Source organism: Bacillus sp. FJAT-45350 (assembly GCF_002335805.1).
In the GTDB taxonomy this organism is placed as follows: Bacteria; Bacillota; Bacilli; order Bacillales; family NISU01; genus FJAT-45350.
In genome coordinates this window covers 1-1078 of sequence record NZ_NISU01000013.1, presented here as the reverse complement: position 1 = coordinate 1078, position 1078 = coordinate 1, and the positions used below count along the sequence as shown (strand labels likewise).

1 protein-coding gene is annotated in these 1078 nt (G+C 43.7%); it reads right to left on the bottom strand.

Annotation, left to right across the window (positions count from 1 at the left end):
- Positions 1 to 302: 302 nt before the first annotated feature.
- The coding region (locus tag CD003_RS21455; protein ID WP_142302916.1) for a transposase at positions 303 to 1078 on the bottom strand (776 nt) is incomplete at its 5' end.

Sequence of the window (1078 nt, the reverse complement as noted above, 5' to 3'; positions counted from 1 at the left end):
CCTCTAACAGTAATTTAAAATTATGTGAAACTATTCCAATCTATGGGTGCGCTACGCGGTCACTACTGGATATTAATGTAAGTAGCGTTGAAGAAATATACGATGCACCATGGATCTCTGCGTAGCTTATGATGACGTACCCTCCCATGTCTCTGGACATCTGTGTGCCTACATTCCTTCGTTCGGTCTAGTCATAAGGCAGAGGCTAGCGAAGCTCCTTTAGGGACTCTAGGTCGAATGGTGAAAATAGTGCCAGCTTCTCCGTGTCATCCAATTGTCTAGTTCATTCAAGGAGATGCAGACTACATAGCCTCTTCGAGACTAGGTACATCCCTCATCATTCTTTGTGCATCGAATGCTTTATGCTTCGTACTGATTCCATGTAATACTTTTAATAGTTTTCCGCAAAGGACCACAATTGATTGTTTCTTTCGTAACGGGTTGACTGTGCGATTTGTGTAATATTCATGTAGTTTACGAAAGGCTTCGTTATGACGGATCATTGGCATCATCACTCGAAACAGGAGGGCGCGTAGCTTCCTTCTGCCTCGTTTAGAGATACGTTTTTGACCTTTGTGCTGCCCAGACGAATTTTCACGCAATGTGAGTCCCGCGAGTTTGATAAGTTGGCGTGGATCCTCATAATGTGAAAAGCTGCCGATTTCAGCTAATAGATCAACGATGGTAGTGTCTCCGAGTCCATTAACTGTTGAAAGCCATTCATATTCTACAGACGTTTTGACGAGCTCAACTAAGCTTTGGGTGATGCTTTCAATTTCTTGTTCTAATTGGTGATAACGTTGAACGAGTGTGGCAATTTCAAAACGGGCCATCTTACGTCCTTCTGTTACTCCAATCGAGTGAGCTGCGACTTCAATGAGACGCACAGCTTTGGGCTTCTGAGGAGATTTCATCCCCTCTACTTGACGATACATCACAAGTAATTCATCAGGTTGTTTTTGGTAGAGATCACTTGGGAATGGCGTACATTCGAGTACGGCCAAAGCCATCTTTCCGAAAGAGGGAAAGACTTGAGTGAATTCAGGAAAATAGCGGTCCAACCAGCGAATCATCATGT